The sequence below is a fragment of the Cedecea sp. B1(4) genome, from assembly GCF_059414925.1.
Window position 1 is genome coordinate 374919 of sequence record NZ_JCAHMZ010000008.1, and the last position, 18098, is coordinate 393016.

Sequence of the window (18098 nt, forward strand, 5' to 3'; positions counted from 1 at the left end):
GTATTCAGCCTTCACGCAACAAAAGAAAGTGGTATTCTCAGGACATCGCGCAAGCCGTGCTTGTGGTGTATCTGAACCCGGCTAAAAACGTAACCGGTCAGCCAAAAAAACGACTCCAGGGAGACTCAACGTGTCTGAATTGTCTCAATTATCGCCACAGCCGCTGTGGGATATTTTTGCCAAAATCTGTTCTATTCCGCATCCGTCCTATCATGAAGAAGCGCTGGCGGAACACATCCTGTCCTGGGCAAAAGAAAAAGGCCTGCACGTCGAACGTGACCAGGTGGGGAATATCCTGATTCGCAAACCTGCTACACCGGGCATGGAAAACCGCAAACCTGTGGCGCTTCAGGCGCACCTCGACATGGTGCCGCAAAAAAACAACGACACCGTTCACGACTTTGCTAAAGATCCTATCCAGCCGTACATCGACGGCGAGTGGGTAAAAGCGCGCGGCACCACTCTGGGCGCAGACAACGGCATCGGTATGGCTTCCGCGCTGGCGGTGCTGGCTGACGACAGCGTGGCACACGGCCCGCTGGAAGTGCTGCTGACCATGACCGAAGAAGCCGGGATGGACGGCGCATTTGGCCTGCAGGCGGGCTGGATGCAGGCAGATATCCTGATCAACACCGACTCCGAAACGGAAGGTGAGATCTACATGGGCTGCGCGGGCGGGATCGACTTTATCACCACGCTGCCGCTGCAGCGTGAAGCCGTTCCGGCTGGGTTTGACACCTTCAAGCTGACTATCAAAGGGCTGAAAGGCGGCCACTCCGGCGCAGACATCCATCTGGGCCTGGGGAACGCCAACAAGTTGCTGGCTCGCTTCCTGCTGGCTCATGCTGCGGAACTGGACGCACGTCTGCTCGACCTGAACGGCGGCACCCTGCGTAACGCCATTCCGCGCGAAGCCTTCGCCACGTTGGCCGTGCCTGCGGCGAAAGCTGCCGAGCTGAAGTCTGCGGCTAACGCTTACCTGGCCGTTCTGAAAAATGAACTGTCTGCGGTCGAGAAGAACATTACCGTGCTGGTGGAAGCCACAACGTCTGATAAACAGGCGCTGACCTCTAAAACTCGCGATACCTTCCTGCATCTGCTGAACGCCACGCCAAACGGCGTGATTCGTAACTCAGACGAAGTGAAAGGCGTGGTTGAGACTTCCCTGAACGCGGGCGTCGTGACCATGAGCGACGACAGTGCAGAAATTATCTGCCTGATTCGTTCCCTGATCGATTCTGGTAAAGACTACGTGGTTAGCGTGCTGGAGTCCCTGGGTGAACTGGCTGGGGCAAAAACCGTGGCGAAAGGCAGCTATCCTGGCTGGCAGCCGGACGCTAAGTCTCCGGTGATGGCCCTGGTGCGCGAGACTTACCAGAAGCTGTTCAACCAGACACCGAACATCATGGTTATCCACGCGGGCCTGGAATGTGGTCTGTTCAAAAAGCCATACCCGGAGATGGACATGGTGTCCATCGGGCCAACCATTACCGGCCCACATTCCCCGGACGAGCAGGTACATATTGAGAGCGTTGGCCAGTACTGGACGCTGCTGACCGAGCTGCTAAAGGCGATTCCGGCGAAATAAGTTTTACCCTCACCCTAACCCTCTCCTTATAAGGGAGAGGGGATTTTCTTTGTCTGCCTCATTTTCAGCGAAAACGTGTTTTTCCCCTTCTCCCTTCCAGGGGAAGGCCGGGATAAGGGTCTTATTCACAACCCCAGCAGCAGTTGCCTCTCCAGCTGCGGGTCGAGCAGCGTCACATGCAGCCCCACCAGCCGGACGCCGCGCCCTCCCCGCCGCTCTTCCCATGTTTTACGGGCGGTGGCGATCAGGTCTTCTTTGTTCAGTTTCGGCCAGACGTGCTCCTGGGTCGTCAGCTGAAAATCATTAAACTTCAGCTTGATGCCTTGCCGGGCGATACGCAGGTCGGCCCGCTCTTTGGCAAGTCTCTTCTCAAGCTCCGGATACAGCCGTTCAATAATCTCTTCGCATTCTGGCCATTCATGAATGTCTTCCGCGAGCGTCCGCTCTACCCCCACCGACTTTCTCTGACGATCGTTACTGATCTCGCGCTCATCAATGCCCTGGCTGCGCTCCCACAGCACCCGGCCAAATTTCCCAAAGCGTTTTAACAACATGGCCAGGTCAGCATTTTGCACGTCAGCGCAGGTTCGCAGACCGAGCGTTTCCAGCTTTGCCACCGTGACTTTGCCCACGCCGGGAATTTTCCCGAGCGGTAGCGTCGCTAAAAAGTCCGGTACCTGTTCGGGCGTAATGACATACTGGCCGTTGGGTTTATTGAGGTCGGAGGCAATCTTTGCCAGAAACTTTATCGGCGCAATTCCAGCTGAGGCGGTCAGGTTCAGTTCGTCGGCAATGGCCTGGCGAATTTCGCGTGCAATCAACGTGGCCGAGCCCTGGCAGTGTTCGCTATCCGTGACGTCCAGATAAGCTTCATCCAGCGACAAGGGTTCGATCAGCGGGGTATAGCGGGAGAAGATTTCACGAATATGGTTGGAGGCTTCTTTATAGGCGTCGAACCGGCCCGGCAATAGCGTGAGATGCGGACAGAGTTTTAGCGCCATCGCGGTCGACATCGCGCTGCGCACGCCGTATTTTCTGGCGGGATAGTTCGCCGTGCTGATCACCCCTCGCCGTTGGGCGCTGCCGCCAATAGCGAGGGGTATATCGCGCAGGGCTGGATTATCACGCATCTCAACGGCGGCAAAAAAGCAGTCCATATCGACATGAATGATTTTGCGCATATCCACTCAACCAGAAAAACAACACTGGATAAGTATACAGCTAATTTTCAAAATGAGGAAATTGTCGCCGGCCAACAAATCTTTCCCTGCGAGCGGCATCACCTCGGGCATAAAGTGACACACCGCAAAAACTCCAATTGATTCCAATAAAATGTGTAAACGCCCGCGTCTGGCGCTTGCGAAAATTAGCCACGATGCTAATGTGAGCGCAATCCTGTACAGAATTTTCTGATTTCGGGTCCCTTTAGCCGTCCTGGCTGTTAGTTTCAGGTTTATCAAGGAATCAAGCAGTATGCGTAAGATCGCACTGATTATTGCGATGCTCTCTATGCCGTTTTTCTCTTTCGCCAGCCTGCTTAACAGCAGCGGTGTCGCCGCCCCTGTCGGCAAAGATAGCAGACAGCAGCTAATGGGCTCCCCGGTTTATATTCAAATCTTTAAAGAAGAGCGCACCCTGGAACTGTGGGTAAAGATGGGCGAACAGTATCAGCTCCTCAACAGTTACCGCATCTGTAACTATTCCGGCGGCTTGGGGCCAAAACAGCGTCAGGGCGATTTTAAAAGTCCGGAAGGGTTTTATAGCGTTGATCGCAGTCAGTTAAAACCGGACAGCCGCTTCTATAAAGCCATTAATATCGGCTTCCCGAATGAATTTGACCGCGCTCACGGCTATGAAGGGAAATACCTGATGATTCACGGCGCCTGCGTGTCGATTGGCTGCTATGCCATGACCGACTCCGGCATCGATGAAATCTTCCAGTTTGTGACCGGGGCTTTGGTGTTTGGCCAGCCTCGCGTGCAGGTCAGTATTTTCCCGTTCCGCATGACCGACGCCAATATGGAACGCCACAAGTACTCCACCTACATCAACTTCTGGAAAGAGCTGAAACCGGGCTATGACTACTTCGCGGCTAACCATCAGCCACCGGGCGTGGCCGTGGTCAGCGGGAACTACGTCATCAGCAAACCTACCGTGATGACGCCAGTTCAACCGCAGCTGGCTTCAAACTATAAGCTCACCGAGGCAAAATAACGCCGACTTGCCTGGCTCAATTTTGTGCCAGGTTTCGTTGGCGGTCAGCGGCTGAGTTGCGATGACCGTGACCACATCGTTCGGTGTGGTCTCTTCCTGAAAATCAATTTCCACGTCCTGATCCAGCAGCTTAGCGACACCGAATGGCGCTCTGCGGGTGATCCAGAACAGGTTCGTCGAGCAAAACGCCATCACGTAGCGCCCGTCCGACAGCAGCATGTTAAACACGCCCTTTTCTCTAAGCTCTGCACCCAGTTCAGTGATGTAGCGGAACACCGCTTCCATATTGCCCGGCGTGCGCGGGTAACGCTGCGTGAGTTTGTGCAGTAGCCAGCAGAACGCCTGCTCGCTGTCCGTTTCGCCAATCGGGCGAAACGTCCCCGTCTCCAGCGTGCGATAGCCCTTGAGTTGCCCGTTATGGGCATAGGTCCAGTTGCGGCCCCACAGTTCGCGGGTGAACGGATGGGTGTTTTCCAGCGCAACCTTGCCGCGGTTTGCCTGGCGAATATGCGCAATAACCGAGCAGGATTTAATTGGGTAATCCTGCACGAGGCGGGCGATGGGCGAGTTAAAGCTCGGCTGCGGATCTTTAAACGTGCGGCAGCCTTTTCCTTCGTAGAAGGTTATACCCCAGCCGTCTTTATGGGGGCCTGTTCCGCCTCCGCGCTGCACCAGTCCGGTAAAACTAAAACAGATATCCGTCGGTACGTTGGCACTCATCCCGAGCAGTTCGCACATCTCTTCTCTCCCACAACGAATGCCCCTGCTCCGGGAGGAACTGGGGCATTACGGGCTAAGCTTTAACCATTTCTTTTTCGATTAACTGAATCAGGATGTGGATCACTTTGATGTGAATTTCCTGAATGCGGTCCGCATAGCCGAAGTGCGGCACACGAATTTCGATGTCCGCCGTACCGGCCATTTTGCCGCCGTCTTTGCCGGTCAGGGTAATGACTTTCATGCCTTTCGCGCGGGCAGCTTCAATCGCTTTGATGACGTTGCCGGAGTTGCCGGACGTGGAGATCCCCAGCAGCACGTCGCCTTCGCAGCCAACGGCTTCAACGTAGCGAGAAAAGACATAGTCGTAGCCAAAATCGTTGCTGACGCAGGAGATGTGGCTCACGTCAGAAATCGCGATCGCCGGATAGCCCGGGCGGTTCTCACGATAGCGGCCCGTTAACTCTTCCGCAAAGTGCATAGCATCGCAGTGTGAGCCACCGTTCCCGCAGGACAGTACTTTGCCGCCCGCTTTGAAACTGTCTGCCAGCAGCACCGCTGCGCGCTGGATGGCATGAATGTTGGCTTCATCCTTAAGGAAGTTAGTCAGCGTTTCCGCCGCTTCATTGAGCTCACTACGAATAAGATCCTGGTACATGAGGAGGTCCTTGAGGTTTGAGTGAATTTCACATCCCGCAGTGTACCGGATAGCGCCGAAAGCGAGAAGCGTAACCCCGCGCGTTAAGCCGGGGTTTTCCCTGGAAGTGCGGCAACAATGTGAGCGAGGTTGTAATTATTTTGTAAACACATTGCTAAAGAAAGCAACATCCACTACAACCAATACATCACAAGTGGTCAGACCTCCTACAAGCAAGGGAGCTTTCTTTATGTTGATTTTAAGCATTGTCCTTACCGTTGTTCTGCTGGGTGTGTTGTTCTATCACCAGGCAAATCTGCTGCTTAGCAGCGTGCTTCTGCTCGCGTGGACCGCCGCGCTGGGCTTCGCTGGCATCTGGTCTTTCTGGGTGCTGGTTCCGCTGGCGGTAATTCTGGTGCCGCTGCTGGTCACGCCGCTGCGTAAATCGCTGATCTCCGCACCGATCTTCCGTGGCTTCCGCAAAGTCATGCCGCCGATGTCCCGCACCGAAAAAGAAGCCATCGACGCCGGGACGACCTGGTGGGAAGGCGATCTGTTCCGCGGCAAGCCGGACTGGCAAAAACTGCATAACTACCCTCAGCCAAAGCTGACCGAAGAGGAACAGGCGTTCCTTGATGGCCCGGTGGAAGAAGCCTGCCGCATGGCGAACGACTTCCAGATCACCCATGAGCTGGCCGACCTGCCCCCTGAACTGTGGGCTTACCTGAAAGAGCATCGCTTCTTCGCGATGATCATCAAGAAAGAGTACGGCGGCCTCGAGTTCTCTGCCTATGCTCAGGCTCGCGTGCTGCAAAAACTGTCCGGCGTTTCCGGGATCCTGGCGATTACCGTCGGTGTGCCTAACTCCTTAGGCCCGGGCGAACTGCTGCAGCACTACGGCACCGAAGAGCAAAAAGATCACTACCTGCCTCGCCTGGCACGCGGCCTGGAAATCCCTTGCTTCGCGCTGACCAGCCCGGAAGCCGGTTCCGATGCCGGCGCAATCCCGGACAGCGGCGTGGTTTGCATGGGGGAATGGCAGGGCGAGCAGGTGCTCGGTATGCGCCTGACCTGGAACAAACGCTATATCACTCTCGCCCCTATCGCCACCGTACTGGGCCTGGCATTCAAACTGTCTGACCCGAAACGCCTGCTCGGCGGCGAAGAAGACCTCGGCATTACCTGTGCGCTGATCCCAACCCACACACCTGGCGTGGAAATCGGCAAACGTCACTTCCCGCTGAACGTGCCGTTCCAGAACGGCCCAACCCGTGGGAACGACATCTTTGTGCCCATCGACTTTATTATCGGTGGCCCAAAAATGGCCGGTCAGGGCTGGCGTATGCTGGTTGAGTGCCTGTCCGTAGGTCGCGGCATTACCCTGCCGTCTAACGCTACCGGCGGCCTGAAATCCGTGGCGATGGCAACGGGTGCTTACGCGCATATCCGCCGTCAGTTCAAAATCTCTATCGGCAAAATGGAAGGGATTGAAGAGCCGCTGGCACGCATCGCCGGTAACGCGTATGTCATGGATGCTGCAGCTTCTTTAATTACCTACGGTATCGTGCTCGGTGAGAAACCTGCCGTACTGTCTGCGATTGTTAAGTACCACTGTACCCACCGCGGCCAGCGCGCCATTCTTGATGCGATGGATATCGTCGGCGGGAAAGGCATCATGCTCGGTGACGCTAACTTCGTGGCCCGTGCTTACCAGGGCGCGCCGATCGCCATCACGGTTGAAGGCGCTAACATTCTGACCCGCAGTATGATCATCTTTGGCCAGGGCGCAATTCGCTGCCATCCGTACGTGCTGGAAGAGATGGCTGCGGCGCAGAACAACGACGTGAATGCCTTCGATAAGCTGCTGTTCAAACACATCGGCCACGTTGGCAGCAACAAAATGCGCAGCCTGTGGCTGGGCCTGACCAATGGCCTCGGCAGCGGCACGCCGACCCGCGATGCAACGAAACGCTACTACCAGTACATCAACCGCCTGAGCGCAAACCTGGCGCTGCTGTCGGATGTCTCCATGGCCGTGCTGGGCGGTAGCCTGAAGCGCAGAGAGCGTATCTCTGCTCGCCTGGGTGATGTGCTGAGCCAGCTTTATCTGGCGACGGCGGTGCTGAAACGCTACGAAGATGAAGGGCGTAACGAAGCCGATCTGCCGCTGGTTCACTGGGGCGTGCAGGATGCGCTGTTCCAGGCCGAACAGGCGATTGATGACCTGCTGCGTAACTTCCCGAACCGCTTTGTGGCCGGTACGCTGCGCCTGGTTATCTTCCCGCTGGGTCGCCGCTACGATGCGCCGTCCGATGTGCTGGACCACAAGCTGGCGAAAATCCTGCAGGTGCCGTCCGCAACCCGGTCGCGTATTGGCCGCGGTCAGTACCTGACGCCAAGCGAGCATAACCCTGCTGGCCTGCTGGAAGCCGCTCTGCTGGATATTATGGCCGCCGAGCCAATCCACCAGCGCGTGTGCAAAGAGCTGAAGCGCAATCTGCCGTTCACTCGCCTGGATGAGCTGGCGAAGCAGCTGCTGGGTGAAGGCAAGATCACCGCCGATGAAGCGGCGATTCTGACCAAAGCGGAAGCCAGCCGCCTGCGCAGCATCAACGTGGATGAGTTTGATCCGGAGGCGCTGGCGACACAGCCGGTGAAGGTGCCGGAAAAGCACAGAAAGGTTGAAGCCGCCTAACCATTAACCCCTCTTATGAGGGGTTTTTTATTGCCAACAAAAGCACGTTTTCTCGTGCTAAAGTGGATGAAATATTCTGCTAAGAGGCTGCCGATGGTGTCTGTTCTGAAAGTTTCCGTTCTGCAACAACCGCTCGTCTGGATGGACGGTGCCGCGAACCTGCGTCATTTTGATGTGCTGCTGGAGGGCGTGCGCGGGCGTGACCTGATTATTCTGCCGGAAATGTTCACCACCGGCTTTGCGATGGAAGCCGCCGTGCAGTCAATGCCGGAACAGGAAGTGATTGACTGGATGCAGTTCAAAGCCCAGCAAACGCAGGCGATGATCGCCGGTAGTGCCGCTCTGCAAACCGAACGCGGGCCGGTGAACCGCTTCCTGCTGGTTCAGCCGGATGGCAAAGTTCACTTCTACGATAAGCGCCACCTGTTCCGCATGGCCGATGAGCATCATCATTACCAGGCCGGGGAAGAACGCGTGATTATTGAGTGGAAGGGCTGGCGTATTTTACCGCTGGTTTGCTACGACCTGCGCTTTCCGGTGTGGTCTCGCAATCGCAACGACTACGATCTGGCGCTGTACGTCGCCAACTGGCCAGCGCCGCGCTCGCTGCACTGGCAAAGCCTGCTGCAGGCGCGCGCCATTGAGAACCAGGCTTATGTGGCAGGCTGCAATCGCGTGGGCACCGACGGCAACGGCCACCATTACCGGGGCGACAGCCGGATCATCAGCCCGCAGGGCGAGATCCTGGCGAGCGTTGAACCTCACCAGGCGGCACGACTTGATGCCGACCTTTCGCTAATTGCGCTGCGGGAGTACCGGGAGAAATTCCCGGCCTGGCAGGATGCCGATCCTTTCAGCCTTTAAGAATGAAAGTATGCAGAAACCGGCTTATTCAGGCCGGTTTTTTATTATTCCGTCAGCAAAGTGACAGCGCGAGTGAAAGCCTGGACGGCAAGAGCCACGTCGCTTTCAGTCACCGATTCCGCCGGATGATGGCTGATGCCCTTCTCGCAGCGAACAAACAGCATGGCGCTCGGCCAACGCTCGGCGATGGCAATGGCGTCGTGCCCTGCGCCGCTTGGCAACGACAGGCTCCGCCCCTGAACATCACTCACCGCCTGCGTTAGCGTTGCCTGCAACGCCGCATCACACGGCGTGGCCGGAATCGCGTAGTAGGCTTCTGCGGTAAACCGCATACCGCGACGGGCGGCAATCGCTTCCCCTTCGGCAAGAAGTTGGCCTAACAAACTCGCCAGGCTTTCGTCACGCGGGCTGCGAATGTCCAGCGTAAGCTGAACGTCGCCAGGGATAACGTTCACCGCGCCTGGCGCGCAGCTTAACGTTCCCACCGTGGCAACTTCGTCGGGGCCGTGGCGGCGCGTGGCGGATTCAATAAAGGTCATCCATTCGGCAGCGGCGGCCAGCGCATCTTTACGCAGCGCCATTGGCACCGTCCCCGCATGGCCCGCATGGCCGGTAAAGCTGCAGTTCAGGCGACGGGCGCCGTTAATGGCCGTGACCACGCCCAGCGCAAGGCCCTGCTCTTCCAGCACCGGTCCCTGCTCGATATGCAGCTCAAGGTAAGCGCTGAAATCGCTTTTTGGCCGCTCCGCGCTGGCAATACGCGTCGGATCCAGACCGGCAATCGTCATGGCCTGCGCCACGCTGACGCCGCTGGCATCTTCACAGCTCAGCCAATGCGCCGGCCAACTGCCGGTGATGCCTCGGCTCCCCAGCAGGGTAACCCCAAAGCGGGTGCCTTCTTCATCGCCAAAACCGACAATTTCGATGGCCTGCTCGAGCTGGATATTGTTTTGATAAAGGCACGCGACCACTTCCAGGGCACACAGCACGCCGAGCATCCCATCGTAGCGGCCCGCATTGCGCACCGTATCAAGATGGGACCCCAGCAAAATCGCCTGCGCGCCTTCTTGCCTGCCTTCGTAACGCCCACAAATATTGCCGACAGCGTCCTGCCAGGTCGTCATGCCGAGCTGCTCCATCCAGCCAGCGACCAGCTGATTCGCCCGCAAATGTTGCACCGAAAGGTAAACCCGGGTCAGCTGGCCCGCGCTTTCGCTGATAGCAGCTAGCTGTTCAGCCCTGTCCATGACGCGCTGTGCGGCTACCGCGGCATAGTTAGCATCCATAAGCGGCGCGCCCATTAGCGGGCCCCCTGCGCGTAAACGTTCCACGCGGCCTGCATCGCTTCACCCTGAACGCTTTTAAAGCCGAGACGGTTAAGCACCGCTTCCAGCGCGGTGAGCGTTTGCAGCACGCAGTCTTTGCGCGCGTTGTAGCCCATGGTGCCGATGCGCCAGATTTTGCCCTGCAGCGGGCCGAAGGAGGTGCCGATTTCGATATGGAAATCTTCCAGCAGCAGCTTACGAACCTCTTCGCCGTGAACCTGCGCTGGGATAGTCACGCCGAGGACGTTGTTCATCTTGTGGTCAAGATCGCCGAATGTTTCCAGCCCCATGCCCTGGATCCCCGCCACCATCGCCCTGCCGTGCAGCTCATGACGGGCAATACCGACGTCCAGACCTTCTTCCAGGATCACGCGGGCGCACTCACGGGCAGCAAACAGCATGCTCGTCGCTTCGGTGTGGTGGTTCAGGCGTTCCGGCCCCCAGTAGTCCATGATCATGCCCAGATCGAAGTAGTTGGAGTAGATCATCTCTTCGTCCCCGTCCTGATGGGCAGCGGTGCGAATGCCTTCTTCCACGCATTTACGGCGGCGGATCGCCTCTTCCATTTTCGGGCTAAGGGTGACCGGTGAGCTACCTGACGGGCCGCCCAGGCACTTCTGCAATCCGGCGGAAACGGCATCCAGTCCCCAGGCATCGGTGAGCAGTTCGTTCCCGCCAAACGATGCTGTAGCATCGGTGTAGAACAGCACGCCGTGGCGGCGGCAGATCTCACCCAGTTCGGCCAGCGGCTGCAGCATCGTGGTGGAAGTATCGCCCTGTACGGTCAGCAGCAGGCGAGGTTTTACCGCTTTGATGGCGTCTTCGATTTGCTGCGGGCTGAATACTTCGCCCCACGGTACTTCAAGGGTGTGCACTTCGGCGCGGCAGCGGCGGGCAATCTCACACAGCAGGTGACCAAAACGGCCAAACACGGGAACAAGCACTTTATCGCCAGGGCGAATAGCCGACAGCAAAATGGCCTCGATCCCGGCGCGGGAAGTGCCGTCCACCAGCATCGTCCATTTGTTTTCGGTGCGGAAGAGCTCGCGGTACAGCACCATCACCTCATTCATATATCCCGTCATCACCGGGTCATACTGGCCGATAAGCTGGCTCGCCATGGCACGCAGCACGCGCGGATCGGCATTGATCGGGCCTGGCCCCATCAGCAAACGGTGCGGCGGGTTGATCTGGGAAAACTGCTGAATATCAAACATGGCGATTCCTTGAGTCTGAGATTGAAACAAAAGATTCTTATAATCATCTTTTGCAACTAATGTGCCAGCCGCAGGCAACATTTTTTCCGGCTGACAGGCTTAAGCCACCGCGGAAAAACAGGTTTGGGTAAAAACGATGAACTCTTTTGGCTCACCCGAACTGTGCAGTTGCACCAGCGAGGAGCATTAGCGCTGTTCGAGTTCGTCCAGCTCTGTATACAATTCAGCGATATTATGGATACGCTGACGCCCACTGGTCAATGATTCGTGCAGCACCGCGTTAGCCAGTAAATTCACCAGGCTCATGGCGCTGCTGTAGCTGTCAAACGCCGAAACGCTGTCGAGCGGCGCGCTCAAATGCCAGCCAGGATAACTTGCCAGCACCGCCGAACCCGGTTCGCTCAGCACCACCAGCGGTATACCGCGCTGCTGCAAACTGGTGAGCAGCGGCTTGATAATGCGCGGCCTGCGGCGAAACGCCACGGTGACGACGCAATCTTCCGGGCCGATATCCACCAGCTCTTCCGCCAGCGTCTGCCCCGGCTGCGGGAGCAGATGTACGCCGCTGCGCACCTGCAAAAGCTGCTGGCGCAAGTGCATCGCCACCGGCCAGGAGTTTCGCATCCCAATGATAAACAGCCGTTTTCCGTTCACAAGGGCATTGACCACTTCGGCAAACGGGCCCGCTTCAAGCTGATTCACCAGTTGAGTGAGGTTCGCCATTTCCTGCTTGTAATGACGCGCCAGCAGCGTGTTGCCCTGCACGGCATCACGGTTTTCCGTCAGCGGCATCCCGCTCTGGCGCAGGGTCCGCAGCTCTTCGCGCATATCTTTGTAGCGTTCGTAACCTAAGCGCTTAAACAGGCGGCTCACGGTGGCCTTGGACACGCCTGAAAGCCGCGCCAACTCGGCGCTGTTGTAGCTGATCAAGTCATCAAAGTGGTCAACTATGAACGAGGCCACGCGCTGCTCCTGCGGGGAAAAGAGCGCCCATGACGCCCGCAACCGCTCGTCTAACTGTTTCATGCCGACTCCTGTAACTTTTGTTTCATCAAAGCCTGACACAGTGAAACGATCCTCGTCAACCTGGAACATCTCTTGCTTCTGACTCCCCTACCCGAGCGGATTTCCTGCAAGAGAAGAAAAATATGCAAAGCAATATGGCCCCCGGAGGCATGGCGGTAACGCCCCATCATCTGGCTTCTGAAAGTGCGCTGTCTGTGCTGCGCCAGGGCGGTGATGCCATTGAAGCGATGGTCGCCGCAGCCGCAACTATCGCGGTGGTTTATCCCCATATGAACGGTATAGGCGGGGATGGATTCTGGCTGATTGTTCCGCCTGAGGGGGAACCTGTGGCCATCGACGCCAGCGGGGCCGCCGGATCGCTGGCGTCACTGGATTTCTACCGGGGAGAACGCGCTATTCCCCATCGCGGCACCCGCGCTGCGTTGACCGTGCCCGGCACGCTAAGCGGCTGGGCAGAAGCACTGAAAGTGTCATCGGAGCTTGGCGGCGGGCAGATGCCGCTTTCCCGCCTGATGGCCGATGCTATTCGCTATGCGGCGGACGGGATCCCGGTCACCGCCTCTCAGGCGAACGCGACGCAAAGCAAATACGCCGAGCTAGTTGATATTCCAGGTTTTGCCGACACGTTCCTGCAGCGTGGTGAAGTGCCCACGACCGGGAGTCGTTTCACGCAGCCCCGGCTGGGCAAGACCCTGACGCGAATGACCGTAGAAGGCCTGGACAGTTTCTATCGCGGCCCGCTGGCTTCAATCATTGCCGAAGAGCTGGCCGAACTGGGACTGCCAATCACCGCGGCTGATCTCGCCGCACATCGGGCAACCCGCAGCAAACCGCTTCGCCTTGAGCACCAGGCCGGGGAAGTTTTTAACCTCGCACCGCCTACGCAAGGGCTGGTCTCGCTGGCGATCCTCGGCATTACCGACCGCCTGTCGATGGCAAACGCCAGTGAAGTTCAGACCGTACATCGCATCGTGGAAGCCACTAAAAAAGCCTTTGCGCTGCGCGACACGCACATCACCGACCCACGCCTGATCGCAACCTCAGTACAAAACCTGTTAGATCCCGAAGAACTAGATCTGCTGGCCGCAAAAATTGATGACCAAAGCCCAGCCCCGTGGGGCAAAGGTAAAGGCCCCGGCGACACGGTCTGGATGGGCGTCATTGACGGGAATGGCCTGGCCGTGTCGTTTATCCAGAGTATTTATCACGAGTTCGGCAGCGGGGTTGTGCTACCCCAAAGTGGCGTGCTGTGGCAAAACCGCGGGGCGTCTTTCAGCCTCGATGCAGAGCATCTGCTGGCGCTGGCACCGGGCAAAAAACCGTTCCACACCCTGAACCCGGCAGCAGCCAGGCTCGCCGACGGCAGAACGCTGGTTTACGGCTCGATGGGCGGTGACGGCCAGCCGCAGACGCAGGCGACAATCTTTACCCGCTATGTACTTCAGGGCGTCGGTTTACAGGAGGCTATCTGCGCGCCGCGCTGGCTGCTGGGCCGCACCTGGGGGCAGGTTTCCGACAGCCTCAAGCTTGAGAGCCGCTTTAGCCAGGACACCGTAAACGCGCTTGAAGCCCTCGGACACGAGGTAGAAACAATCCCCGCCTTCAGCGAGATCGTCGGCCACGCCGGCGCCATCGTCAGACATACCAATGGCATGCTCGAAGGTGCGTGGGATCCGCGCAGCAACGGCAGCGCAGCAGGCTTTTGAGGAAAATACCAATGAACCCATCTTCTTTTGACTGGCAGCACTACGTTGCCCTGATGGAGCAACTGCTCGCCGTGCCGCTGACCGACGAGCGCCGCAAAGAGCTGGAGTTGCAGCTGACACGCATTGCGGCCATGGCTGAACCGCTGATGGGCTTCCCGCTTGCTGACCGCCAGGAAACCGCCGGAGTTTATACGCTATGACCGTCCTTTCTATCCGACAGATCCAGCAGGGACTGCGGGACAAAGATTTTTCAGCGACCGAACTGGCCCAGCAAACGCTGGCAAAGATTGAGCAGCGAAACCCGCAGCTTAATGCCTTTACGGAAATCACCCAGGATCGTCTTCTGGAGGAGGCGACCTCGATCGACCAACTGATCGGTCGCGGCAGCCCTTTGCCAGCGCTCGCGGGCGTGCCTTACGCGGTAAAAAATCTTTTCGACATTAAAGGGGTAACAACCCTTTCAGGTGCGGAGCTGTTTGCCGGGCAACCCGCGGCCTCTGAAGATGCCTTCGCGATTACACAGCTGCAAAAAGCGGGGGGAATGCTAAGCGGGGCGTTAAATATGGATGCCTATGCCTACGGCTTCACCACGGAAAACAGTTATTACGGAGCCACCAAAAACCCGCACGATCTGTCGCGTATTGCGGGCGGCTCGTCCGGCGGCTCAGCGGCAGCTGTAGCAGCGGGCATGGTGAACTTCACCCTTGGCACCGACACCAACGGCTCCATTCGCGTCCCGTCTTCACTTTGCGGGCTCGTGGGCCTGAAGCCGACTTTTGGTCGCCTGTCGCGCGGCGGCAGCCATCCTTTTGTCGCCAGCCTCGACCATATCGGCCCGCTGGCTCGCAGCGTGGAGGATGTCGCGGCGGTTTACGATGTGCTGCAAGGGTACGACAGTAGCGATCCTTTTCAGACTTCGCGCGCCATTGAGCCGGTTTGCGCAGCGCTTGAGCGTGATACGACGCTTCGCGTGGCGGTGCTGGAGGGTTTCTTTGAAAGCTGGTGTGACGCGGATGCCAAAGAAGCCGTTAGCCGGGTAGCCAAAGCGCTCCAGGCCACGGAAAAAGTTTCTATGCCGGAAGCCGAGCTCGCCCGTTCTGCGGCTTTTTTGCTGACCGCCGCCGAAGGGGGAAATCAGTACCTGCCCGCACTGCGAACCAGCCCTGAGCGCTTCGAACCTAACTCGCGCGAACGCCTGCTGGCGGGGGCCATGACGCCGTCGGCCTGGTACACCCAGGCTCAGCGCTTCCGGGCCTGGTTCCGCGATCGCACGCTGCCGCTGTTTGACCATTTTGATCTGCTTGTTGCCCCCGCCACGCCGTGCTGCGCCACGCTTATCGGGCAGCAAACCATGCATATCAACGGGCAAGATATCCCGGTCAAAGCCAGCATGGGGATCCTGACGCAGCCAATCTCTTTCCTGGGATTACCAGTTGTCAGCGCCCCGCTGGTCGCGGCCGGCGGTTTACCGATTGGCGTGCAATTAATTGCCGCACTGTGGCGGGAAGACGTGTGTTTGCAGGCCGCTCGCCGCCTGGAATCTCAGGGTATTTTACAGACGAAGGTAAGTTAAATGATGCGAGATAATATCGACCGCCCGGCCGTTTTAAATGAAGTCACTGCGGCATTTTATCGCTACGAGCAGGCGCTGATTACCAATGACGTCGCCGTTCTGGATGAGCTGTTTTGGGAGGATGCTCGCACCGTGCGTTTTGGCGCAACGGAAAACCTTTATGGCATTGAGCAGATCCGCGCTTTCCGCAACGGGCGTTCGCCGAAGGGGCTGGATCGCCAGTTGAGAAATACCGTTATCACCACCTTCAGCGACGACCTCGCGGTGGCGAGCACAGAATTTACCCGAGAAGGCAGCGATAAGATTGGCCGCCAGATGCAGACCTGGGTCCGGTTTGCTTCAGGCTGGAAGATTGTGGCGGCGCATGTGAGTTTGATGGGGTGACAGGCTGTTGCTTCACCATAAAAATCTTCTGTTTATGAAAGCCCATGTCGTGTTCCGTTCACCTCAAATACAGCTTCATATGTTGCCACCATACCGGTGAACGTCTTAGGGGAGTCACCGTCACTCCCCTAAGAACCCGGACTCCCGGCAAAAAAATCGACCGCTAAAGCGGCAGACCTGCGTTTTATCTCCCAGTCCTGGGTCGGCTGATAGCCGGTGGGTTTACCGCTTCAGCGGCGATAAGCTCACCGGGCACCGGGGATTGTCAGGGGGCACGGCGTAATGCCCCCTGACACGTTCACCGTGCTCGGAACGTGCAGGGGAAGCAGAGATACGGGTGAACGGAATAGCAGCAAAGTAACAAATATCTCAGAAACGAGCCTCAAAGAGATATCTGTATAAAAATGGCCTCCACAAAAGAATGGGAAGGCCAATAACATCATTCAACAAACGGGTGCGTCTTCACCCAATGCTCAGCAATGTCTTGCCTTCTGCAAATCCACACCCCTTCATGTTGCTGCACGTAATCCAGAAAACGCTGCAAGGCCCGGAAACGGCCCGGTCGCCCTAACAGGCGGCAATGCATGCCGATAGACATCATCTTCGGTGCCGTGTCGCCTTCTTCATACAGCACGTCAAAACTGTCTTTCAGGTAGGTGTAAAACTGCTCGGCGGTATTAAACCCCTGAGCGGTGGCGAAGCGCATATCATTGGTATCCAGCGTGTACGGCACGATAAGATGAGGTTTGGTGCTACCGTCTTCGCAGGCCACTTTGCTCCAGAAAGGCAGATCGTCGCCGTAGTAATCGCTGTCGTACAGGATACCGCCGTGCTCAACCACCAGCCTGCGGGTATTAGGGCTATCGCGCCCGGTGTACCAGCCGAGCGGGCGGGAGCCAAACAGATCTTCCAGGATTTCCATCGCCTGATGCAGGTGCTGGCGCTCGGTGGCAACGTCCATATTCTGATAATGGATCCAGCGCCAGCCATGGCTGACCACGTCGTAGTCAGCGGCTTTAATCGCGGCCACAATCTCCGGGTTGCGGGCCAGCGCCATGGCGACGCCAAACACCGTCAGAGGCAGACCGCGCTTCTGGAATTCATTGTAGATACGCCAGAACCCTGCCCGGGAGCCGTATTCGTACAGGGAGTCCATCGACATATGGCGGTCCGGGAAACTAGCCGCCCCGATGATGTCGGAGAGAAATTGTTCCGAGCCGCTGTCGCCGTGCAGTACGTTGTTTTCCGCCCCTTCTTCAAAGTTCAGGACAAACTGAACCGCAATACGTGCACCGTTTGGCCACTGCGCATGAGGAGGATTTCCCGCATAACCGGCGAGATCGCGCGGATAGTTTTCGGTAAAAGGGTAGCGATTACGCTTTTGTTCTTCCGTCATAATTAGCCTCTTTAACCTTAACCCAGGCGAGCAAAAGAGCCGGAAAGCGGCTTTTTATTCGGATAAGCGAGATCGCCAAATTTGCTGGTGCCGATCCCCAGCGCAACCAACGACTCCACCAGCTTCACCGCCGCGGTGACGCCGTCGATAACTGGGATACCGATCTCTTCGGTCAGCTCTTTCGCCAGGTTTGCCATGCCGCCGCAGCCCAGCACAATCGCCCCACTGTTGTCTTCTTTTTTGGCCTGAATGCAGCGCTCACGCACCATGCGCTGGGCCAGCCCGGTGCCGTCTTCCAACGCCAGCACGGGCAGATCGATGGCATGCAGCGCCGCGCAGTGATGCTCGAAGCCGTATTGCTGCAGCAAATGGCGGGCGATGATCACCGTGCGCGGCAGCGTGGTGACAATAGAGAAGCGGGTGGCGACCATCGTGGCCATATGCATTGCCGCTGCGGCAATGCCAATCACCGGCCCGCTGGCTATCTCACGCGCCGCCAGCAGTCCAGGGTCGCCAAAGCAGGCAATGACGTGCCCGCTCGCACCCTGCGCTTTGCCCTGCTGAATTTGTTCCAGCACGCCGATGGCCGCAATGGCTTCGTCAAAGTGCCCTTCTATTGACTCCACGCCCTGCTCCGGGCAAGTCGCGAGGATTTGCGTACCGGGGGCGGCAACACTACGCGCGGCTTCTGCAATGGTGTGCGTCATCGCCAGACTGGTGTTGGGGTTGATCACTTGAATAATAGGCTGTGGCATG

Annotated in this window: 16 protein-coding genes; 8 read left to right on the plus strand and 8 right to left on the minus strand. The window is 57.7% G+C overall.

Going from position 1 to position 18098, the window contains the following annotated elements; translation table 11 throughout:
• The first annotated feature begins 130 nt into the window (after positions 1–130).
• The gene (gene pepD / locus ACR6JA_RS18880; RefSeq protein WP_494493979.1) at positions 131–1588 is read left to right on the plus strand and encodes a beta-Ala-His dipeptidase; all 1458 of its coding nucleotides are present in this window, start codon (positions 131–133) and stop codon (positions 1586–1588) included.
• 125 nt (positions 1589–1713) lie between these two features.
• On the opposite strand, the gene dinB is transcribed toward pepD, so the two are convergent.
• Complete coding sequence (gene dinB / locus ACR6JA_RS18885; RefSeq protein WP_213712989.1) at positions 1714–2769, minus strand: DNA polymerase IV; 1056 nt, start codon at positions 2767–2769, stop codon at positions 1714–1716.
• A gap of 292 nt (positions 2770–3061) precedes the next feature.
• Here dinB and dpaA point away from each other — a divergent pair, with 292 nt between their 5' ends.
• Entirely contained in the window at positions 3062–3802 is a 741-nt protein-coding gene (gene dpaA, locus ACR6JA_RS18890; RefSeq protein ID WP_336983802.1) for a peptidoglycan meso-diaminopimelic acid protein amidase, read from the plus strand.
• Here the strand turns inward: dpaA and ACR6JA_RS18895 are convergent.
• Both ACR6JA_RS18895 and lpcA read right to left on the minus strand, forming a co-directional pair.
• Positions 3773–4540 carry a class II glutamine amidotransferase gene (locus ACR6JA_RS18895; RefSeq protein WP_008457309.1) on the minus strand — a complete coding sequence of 256 codons (768 nt, stop codon included), beginning with the start codon at positions 4538–4540 and terminating at the stop codon, positions 3773–3775. The two genes, dpaA and ACR6JA_RS18895, sit on opposite strands and share 30 nt — an antisense overlap.
• Before the next feature lie 55 nt (positions 4541–4595).
• Entirely contained in the window at positions 4596–5177 is a 582-nt protein-coding gene (gene lpcA / locus ACR6JA_RS18900) for a D-sedoheptulose 7-phosphate isomerase (RefSeq protein WP_213712985.1), read from the minus strand.
• 229 nt (positions 5178–5406) lie between these two features.
• On the opposite strand from lpcA, the gene fadE reads away from it, so the two are divergent.
• On the plus strand, positions 5407–7851 hold the full coding sequence (fadE, locus tag ACR6JA_RS18905) for an acyl-CoA dehydrogenase FadE (RefSeq protein ID WP_213712983.1): 2445 nt from the start codon (positions 5407–5409) through the stop codon (positions 7849–7851).
• Positions 7852–7944: 93 nt separating this feature from the next.
• A complete protein-coding gene (locus ACR6JA_RS18910; protein ID WP_494493978.1) occupies positions 7945–8715 on the plus strand; it encodes an amidohydrolase in 771 nt (256 codons plus the stop codon).
• 44 nt (positions 8716–8759) lie between these two features.
• On the opposite strand, the gene hpxK is transcribed toward ACR6JA_RS18910, so the two are convergent.
• The 3 genes from hpxK to ACR6JA_RS18925 form a co-directional block, all read right to left on the minus strand.
• Entirely contained in the window at positions 8760–10016 is a 1257-nt protein-coding gene (hpxK, locus tag ACR6JA_RS18915; RefSeq protein ID WP_494493977.1) for an allantoate amidohydrolase, read from the minus strand.
• Positions 10016–11257 (minus strand): pyridoxal-phosphate-dependent aminotransferase family protein, encoded by a 1242-nt coding sequence (locus ACR6JA_RS18920; protein ID WP_213712979.1) that lies wholly within the window; start codon positions 11255–11257, stop codon positions 10016–10018. Before ACR6JA_RS18920 ends, hpxK begins: the two co-directional genes overlap by 1 nt.
• A 186-nt stretch (positions 11258–11443) precedes the next feature.
• Complete coding sequence (locus ACR6JA_RS18925; RefSeq protein ID WP_494493976.1) at positions 11444–12283, minus strand: MurR/RpiR family transcriptional regulator; 840 nt, start codon at positions 12281–12283, stop codon at positions 11444–11446.
• Between the two features lie 122 nt (positions 12284–12405).
• On the opposite strand from ACR6JA_RS18925, the gene ACR6JA_RS18930 reads away from it, so the two are divergent.
• The 4 genes from ACR6JA_RS18930 to hpxZ are packed head-to-tail and all read left to right on the plus strand — an operon-like array spanning position 12406 to position 15946.
• Entirely contained in the window at positions 12406–13989 is a 1584-nt protein-coding gene (locus ACR6JA_RS18930; RefSeq protein ID WP_494493975.1) for a gamma-glutamyltransferase family protein, read from the plus strand.
• 11 nt (positions 13990–14000) lie between these two features.
• The gene (hpxX, locus tag ACR6JA_RS18935; protein WP_494493974.1) at positions 14001–14189 is read left to right on the plus strand and encodes an oxalurate catabolism protein HpxX; all 189 of its coding nucleotides are present in this window, start codon (positions 14001–14003) and stop codon (positions 14187–14189) included.
• Positions 14186–15562 carry an AtzE family amidohydrolase gene (locus ACR6JA_RS18940; protein WP_494493973.1) on the plus strand — a complete coding sequence of 459 codons (1377 nt, stop codon included), beginning with the start codon at positions 14186–14188 and terminating at the stop codon, positions 15560–15562. Before hpxX ends, ACR6JA_RS18940 begins: the two co-directional genes overlap by 4 nt.
• Positions 15563–15946, plus strand: coding sequence for an oxalurate catabolism protein HpxZ (gene hpxZ / locus ACR6JA_RS18945; RefSeq protein ID WP_008457285.1), 384 nt, complete (start codon positions 15563–15565; stop codon positions 15944–15946). It begins immediately after the preceding gene.
• A gap of 439 nt (positions 15947–16385) precedes the next feature.
• Here hpxZ and puuE read toward each other — a convergent pair whose 3' ends face one another.
• Together puuE and hpxA are read right to left on the minus strand one after the other, a co-directional pair.
• Positions 16386–17342 carry an allantoinase PuuE gene (gene puuE / locus ACR6JA_RS18950; RefSeq protein ID WP_494493972.1) on the minus strand — a complete coding sequence of 319 codons (957 nt, stop codon included), beginning with the start codon at positions 17340–17342 and terminating at the stop codon, positions 16386–16388.
• 17 nt (positions 17343–17359) lie between these two features.
• Positions 17360–18097 carry an allantoin racemase gene (gene hpxA, locus ACR6JA_RS18955; RefSeq protein ID WP_494493970.1) on the minus strand — a complete coding sequence of 246 codons (738 nt, stop codon included), beginning with the start codon at positions 18095–18097 and terminating at the stop codon, positions 17360–17362.
• Between the last annotated feature and the right edge of the window lies 1 nt (position 18098).